The sequence below is a fragment of the Bradyrhizobium sp. MI1.3 genome, assembly GCF_055811695.1.
Map to the genome: position 1 here is coordinate 1 of NZ_JBVVPQ010000150.1, position 5,699 is coordinate 5,699.

A 5,699-nucleotide genomic window follows, 5' to 3' on the forward strand; every position below is an offset into this window, starting at 1 on the left:
TCAGCACCCCGAGCCTACCGGCTCAAGGTGGGCAACGCCGACCTCTTCAGAAATTCAACAGAACCCGGGACATCCCCCGCTCGCACAACTGGTGGGCATTTCGAGCGCGACATCGGCGCGCTCGGTCCTCGACCGAGCGCTTGCAAAGCCACCAGACCGGTGATCGGGCGTGGTCAAGGCCGCCAGCCGTGAGCACGGTCGATCACAGGTCTACTTCACGCCGCCGTTCCTTTATCCAGCAGCGGCGGGCTTTCCGGTGATGTGTCGATCACGTGGGTTTGTGCTGCGTTTTCCCGGGAGCTAAACAACAGTGCGCTTGCTTGCTCGCTGCGCCACGATTTGAGACGACGTTGAAGAGTTCGGAGTACTTTGCTCGGGTAAAGCCCAGGGCATTCTGCCTGAAGCTTGCAAAGGAGTTCGCTGCCGGTTCGCCACGGCTCGGCCTCGAACCATTCGCGCAGCTGTGGCGTAGCCTTGACGAGCGGATCAGGGCGTCGTCGCTCACGCTTCGGCTTCGCAATTGGCCTGTCGGTCGGGCGGACCGCTCCTTCTTTCCACGCGATTCGCAAGCTCGACAAAAACTGTTCGATCGGTGGCGCCGCAGTTGGATGGCTTGCTGGGGCGGCGGCGGTGAGACTGGCCAACTTCTGCTGCACGGCCCGGATATCGCGCAGTAAGGCGACCGGATCCAGGCGGGCATATATTTCATTGACGCTTGCGCGGACGGCATCAGGTGTTCTTGCTTCGGCAACCAGCCGCTGATGTGGGGTCGCCGGCGCGCTATACGTTTTGTGGACACGTGCTCCGTCGCGCTCCTTTCGTATCAATTTGAACGACGGCTGGAAAAAGTTCACGAACAAGCGGGCCGAACGGTAAAGCTGAGCCAGCAAAGCAGCCGCTTCGAGCCCCTCGAATCGACGGTAGCCGACCATTCGTCGGACCACCGCGCCGTTCTTCTGCTCGACGAAAGCCTGATCGTTCTTGCGATAGGGGCGACAGCGCGTGAAGACGATACCAGCCTGTTCGCAATATACCTTCAAGGTCTCATTCATGAACACCGAGTCGTTGTCGGTGTCCAGACCCAGGAGCGCAAACGGTAGCTTTTTACGAAGTTCGGTCAGAACCGCGACCTCACAGAAGATTCCGTCGGGCGGCGGTTTGTGATTCAAGATGCTGGCTGGATCGGAGGCCAGTATCGGATGGTCCGACCTCTTTCGAATGATCTTCGTGAAAGAGCTGTAAAGGCGGTGGAATCCGGCGAGAGTTGCCATGCTGTGGCGGCCCGGTTCGATGTTGCAGTGTCGTCCGTCGTGAAGTGGCGGCAGCGCTATTGCGGATTCCGATTTATGCCGGCCGGGTCTTTGGAAGTAGGCGTTTTCGTTTGGGTCAGTCCCTCAGGCATCAAGTTGCGCATTTCGCTGATCGTGAGCGGCGATTTCAGAGGATCGTGAGCAGCTGTTTCGCGCGATGGTGAGCAGCCGCTTTGACCGACATAGTGATTGGTTCAGGGGTTTGGGGCGGCGTCAAGAGTTTGATTGCGGGCGTTCTTCTTTCGCATGCTTTCTCCGGTGAGTTGAAGGCGGTGAGCGTTGTGAACGAGGCGATCCAGGATAGCGTCATGCTCGACGGGGACCTGGCTGGTGACGATGGTCGAGGCGCGACCGCAGCGATCATCAAGGATCTCCAGAAGGTCGCGCCGTTCGGGCGGATTGAGAACTGACAGGCCCCAATCATCGAGGATCAGGAGCTGAAGGCGGCTGATGGTTTTGAGCAGTCGGCCATATCGGCCGTCGCCGCGAGCCAAGGCCAGCGCCTCGAACAGGCGCGGAACGCGGTGATACTGGACCGAACGATTGTCGCGGCAGGCCTTGTTGCCGAGCGCCGAGGCGAGCCAGCTCTTGCCGACCCCGGACGAGACAGCGTCACAATGCCGGGTGTCCGGCGTTCGAGGTTTTGATCCTCTATCCGTTCCATCCTCGGGCTGGGCAGATGGTGCAGGTCGCGCACCGCAAGCGCTTCGCCGGCGAGGACCATCTGGTCGTGGTGCAGCCCGACGGGACACTCGCCCTGATCCCGGCCTGGATGAGCGAGGATATTGCTCGGTCTGCAACGCTCACAGCAAGCCCTCGGTTGGCTGTCGAAAGGCTCGTCGAGCTGCGGGCGCGAATCGATGTGCTTATCGCCTCTCGAGGCGGGGCATGGCCCCTGCGTGAAGGAGGGGATCATGCAACCAAGACGCCACTTGCAACGGAGCCTGTTCGAGCAGGATCGCCGGACGCCGGCGATTCCGGCGTCGCAGAGAAGCACTCTCGTGCGCCTGATCGAGGGGCTACTGGTCGAGGCCCTCGCCGACGGCGCCAATATCGAGACGGGCACGCCAACCGCAGAGACGAGGGAGGCCGCTCATGAGCAAGGTTACGCCTGAGCACCTCGCCCGTCAGGCCGTCGTCTACATCCGTCAGTCGACACCTGATCAGGTCGCCCACAACCTGGAAAGTAAGCGCCGTCAGTACAATTTGCCGGAGCGCGCGCGACAGCTGGGCTGGAGCGATGTTGCCGTCATTGATGACGATTTCGGCCGCTCCGGCGGTGGCGTCGCGCGGCCCGGCTTCGAGAAGCTGCTGGCTGCCATCTGTGAGGTGCGCGTCGGGGTCGTGGTCTCGATCGAAGCGTCGCGGCTCGCACGCAACGGTCGCGACTGGCACACGCTGCTCGAGTTCTGCGGTCTCGTCGGCACACTGATCGCCGACGAGGACGGCGTCTACGATCCGCGACAGCCCAACGATCGCCTACTGCTCGGTATGAAGGGTACCATGAGCGAGATGGAGTTGTCGGTACTGCGCCAGCGTTCGCTCGAAGCGCTGAAGCAGAAGGCGCGCCGGGGCGAGCTGTTCATGACGGTCGCCGTCGGCTACGTGCGGGTCGGCCACAACCGTATCGAGAAGGACCCGGATCGGCGCGTCGGCGAGGCGATTGCGCTCGTCTTCGCCAAGTTCACCGAGATGCAGTCGGTGCGTCAGGTGCACCTCTGGTTCAGACACGAGCGCGTTCCGCTGCCCGCCGTTACCTATGGCGCCGAAGGCCACTTGGTCGAGTGGAAGCTGCCGGTCTACAACACGATCCTGCACATTCTGACCAACCCAATCTATGCCGGCGCGTATGCATTCGGGCGCACCGGCAGCCGCATCAGCATCGAGGCCGGTCGCAAGAAGGTGGTTCGCGGCTTCAAGAGGGAGCGCAAGGATTGGGAGGTGTTGATCCCGAACCATCATGAGGGTTATCTGAGCTGGGCGGACCATGAGAGGAACCTCGGCCTGATTGCGGATAACGCCAACGGCAAGAACCCGATGAGCCGCGGTGCCCTGCGCCGAGGTGAGGCTCTGCTCGCCGGCCTGCTGCGCTGTGGCCATTGTGGGCGCAAACTTCACGTCGCCTACTCCGGCAAGGACGGCAACACCGGGCGCTACCATTGTCGGGGCGGCGCCAACAATCATGGTGGTGACCCTTGCATCTCGTTCGGCGGCATGCGGATCGATCGTGACGTGGCCGCTGAGGTGATCCAGCGCCTGCAACCGCTCGGTATCGAGGCGGCACTCGCCGCGCAGGGTGCGCGCAGCCGTGCGAACGAAGACAAACGCGGCCAAGCCGAACTGGCGCTGGAGCAGGCTCGCTATGAGGTGGGGCGGGCGCGCCGCCAATACGATGCTGTCGATCCCGACAATCGTCTCGTCGCCGCCGAGCTGGAAAAGCGATGGAATGACCGGCTGGCGGTCGCGCGCAATCTGGAGACGGAGCTGGAGGGACTGACGGCTTCGCCCGCTGTTGATCTCACACCTGCGGACAGGGAGCGGCTGATGACGCTGGGCGCCGACCTGGAGCGTGCTTGGTCGAGTGCCAGCGTGGCACCCGAGACGCGCAAGCGGATCGTGCGAACGCTGATCGACGAGATCGTCGTCCGCGTCGAGGACACCGAGCTCGATCTGGTGATCCGCTGGCACGGCGGCGACCATTCCGCTCTCAAGGTCAAGAAGAATCGCTCCGGCCAGCACCGCTGGAGTGCAGCGGGAGAGACAGTCGATCTCGTGCGCGTGCTGGCGCGGCAGATGCCGGACAAAGCGATCGCGTCGGTGCTCAACCGCTCCGGCAAGACCACGGGGCGCGGCAATGGCTGGACCAAGTCGCGAGTGTGCAGCTTGCGCAGCCACAACGACGTCGCAGCCTATCGCGAAGGCGAGCGCCGCGACCGCGGCGAGGTCACTCTGGACGAGGCTGCCGCGGCCCTCTCTGTCAGCCCATCAACCGTGCGACGTCTGATCAAGGACGGCCAGCTCGCGGCGGGCCAGCTTTGCAAAGGGGCACCTTGGATCATCAAAGCAGCCGATCTTGAGCGTCCAGACGTCAAACGAGCCGCCACCGCGCGGCGCCTCAGACGCCCGCCGTCGGGCAATCCGCTACAAAAAGAACTGGAACTCTAACGAGATAGAAAGGTGAGCATTATGAAGCGGGCTCGGTTGGACCGACGATGACCAGGTGGTTGGCCTCACGGATCCATTGGCAGGTGGCGAGGGTTTGAAAAAGCGAACGGTCGAGACCGCGGGCGGTGCGATAGTCGACGTTCTCGACGGCGGCCGCTTGACGGAGCTTGGCGCTGCTCAAGCGGCGCGCAAGGCGGCGGTTGTCGCGGGCAGTGACCTCGCGATCGACGAGGAGGCCGAGCCAATCGGCGTGCGGCATCTCGGCCGCCTCGGGATTGTTCTGCAGTTCGACGAAGGTGTCGGCCATGGCGGCAAGGCCGAGGACGCGCAAGCGATCGACGGTGGGATGAATGAGCATGCTGATATCTCTCCTGATCAATTGTAGTAAGTGCGGCCACGGATGTTGGCGTGGAAGAGGATGGGCGCCTCCTCGGCGGGCGGAGCGGTTCTGTCAGTGCCGTTTTTGAGGATGGCGGCGACCGATTTGTACGAACGGGCGTTGAGCAGGAGCGCCCGGGCGCAGGCGGCGTCGACGCGTTCCTGGCCATAGCGCTTGACCAACCCGAGAATGCCGATTGCCGAGCGGAAGCCCTGTTCCGGATGCGGCCGCGACCGCAGGATGACGTCGATCAGCGTCTCGACATCGGGACCGACCCTGGCAGCTTCGGAACGAATACGCTCATGGGTCCACTCGCGATAACGACGATGCGAGCTCGGCATATGCTCGGCAATCGTCGTCGGGCGATGCTGCAAGGTGCTGCGCAGATGTGACGCCACCCGCTTGCCGCGCAGGAAAATCTCGACGGTCTTTTGGGTGACACGGGTCTCGACCTCTTGGCGCACGAGGTTGTGAGGGACGCTGTAGTAAGGCTTGGCGATCTCGATGTGATAATCGAGGTTGACCCGGCAGCGCTTCCACTCGGCATACTGGTACGGCTCATCCGGCAAGGGAGTGAGCGCCGGACGATCGAGCTCTTCGAACAGGTCGCGCCGACTTCGTCCCCAGCTTCGGAGAGGTCGGTCGTTCAGCTCGACCAGAAGCGCATGGATCGCCTCGTTGAGGGCGGCGAGCGAGAAGAATCGGTGGTTGCGCAAGCGCGCCAGAATCCATCGCCCGACAATTTGGACCCCGACTTCGACCTTGGCTTTGTCGAAAGCCGTCAACTGCGGGCCGTGTTGGCACGACCTGCCTCAAGGTGCGGATCACGCACCCGTTTCATCCGC

At 62.9% G+C, this 5,699-nt stretch carries 4 protein-coding genes and 4 pseudogenes; 4 read left to right on the forward strand and 4 right to left on the reverse strand.

Features of this window, described 5'->3' with window-relative positions; translation table 11 throughout:
• Positions 1-215: 215 nt before the first annotated feature.
• A pseudogene (locus AC0L3A_RS39775) lies at positions 216-1,124 on the reverse strand (ISNCY family transposase); the annotation flags it as partial.
• Between the two features lie 75 nt (positions 1,125-1,199).
• Between AC0L3A_RS39775 and AC0L3A_RS39780 the strand changes: the two are divergent.
• Positions 1,200-1,331: pseudogene (locus AC0L3A_RS39780) on the forward strand (helix-turn-helix domain-containing protein); the annotation flags it as partial.
• Positions 1,332-1,504: 173 nt separating this feature from the next.
• Here AC0L3A_RS39780 and AC0L3A_RS39785 read toward each other — a convergent pair.
• Positions 1,505-1,912, reverse strand: a pseudogene (locus tag AC0L3A_RS39785) (ATP-binding protein); the annotation flags it as partial.
• A 77-nt stretch (positions 1,913-1,989) separates the two neighbouring features.
• On the opposite strand from AC0L3A_RS39785, the pseudogene AC0L3A_RS39790 reads away from it, so the two are divergent.
• From AC0L3A_RS39790 to AC0L3A_RS39800, 3 genes and pseudogenes are all read left to right on the forward strand, one after another.
• Positions 1,990-2,112: pseudogene (locus AC0L3A_RS39790) on the forward strand (hypothetical protein); the annotation flags it as partial.
• A 112-nt stretch (positions 2,113-2,224) separates the two neighbouring features.
• Complete coding sequence (locus AC0L3A_RS39795) at positions 2,225-2,425, forward strand: hypothetical protein (RefSeq protein ID WP_473256477.1); 201 nt, start codon at positions 2,225-2,227, stop codon at positions 2,423-2,425.
• Complete coding sequence (locus AC0L3A_RS39800; RefSeq protein WP_473256474.1) at positions 2,406-4,475, forward strand: recombinase family protein; 2,070 nt, start codon at positions 2,406-2,408, stop codon at positions 4,473-4,475. The genes AC0L3A_RS39795 and AC0L3A_RS39800 overlap by 20 nt, the downstream gene beginning before the upstream one ends.
• Before the next feature lie 19 nt (positions 4,476-4,494).
• On the opposite strand, the gene AC0L3A_RS39805 is transcribed toward AC0L3A_RS39800, so the two are convergent.
• Together AC0L3A_RS39805 and AC0L3A_RS39810 are read right to left on the reverse strand one after the other, a co-directional pair.
• Positions 4,495-4,833: an ATP-binding protein gene (locus AC0L3A_RS39805; RefSeq protein WP_473256475.1), complete on the reverse strand. Its 339-nt coding sequence runs from the start codon at positions 4,831-4,833 to the stop codon at positions 4,495-4,497.
• Between the two features lie 17 nt (positions 4,834-4,850).
• Positions 4,851-5,570: a Mu transposase domain-containing protein gene (locus AC0L3A_RS39810; RefSeq protein WP_473256476.1), complete on the reverse strand. Its 720-nt coding sequence runs from the start codon at positions 5,568-5,570 to the stop codon at positions 4,851-4,853.
• Positions 5,571-5,699: the final 129 nt, after the last annotated feature.

What these genes read in the sequence shown, in the direction of transcription:
- AC0L3A_RS39795 (WP_473256477.1), top strand. Translation starts at nt 2,225, where the DNA reads ATGCAACCAAGACGCCACTTGCAACGGAGCCTGTTCGAGCAGGATCGC.
- AC0L3A_RS39800 (WP_473256474.1), top strand. Translation starts at nt 2,406, where the DNA reads ATGAGCAAGGTTACGCCTGAGCACCTCGCCCGTCAGGCCGTCGTCTAC.
- AC0L3A_RS39805 (WP_473256475.1), bottom strand. Translation starts at nt 4,833, where the DNA reads ATGCTCATTCATCCCACCGTCGATCGCTTGCGCGTCCTCGGCCTTGCC.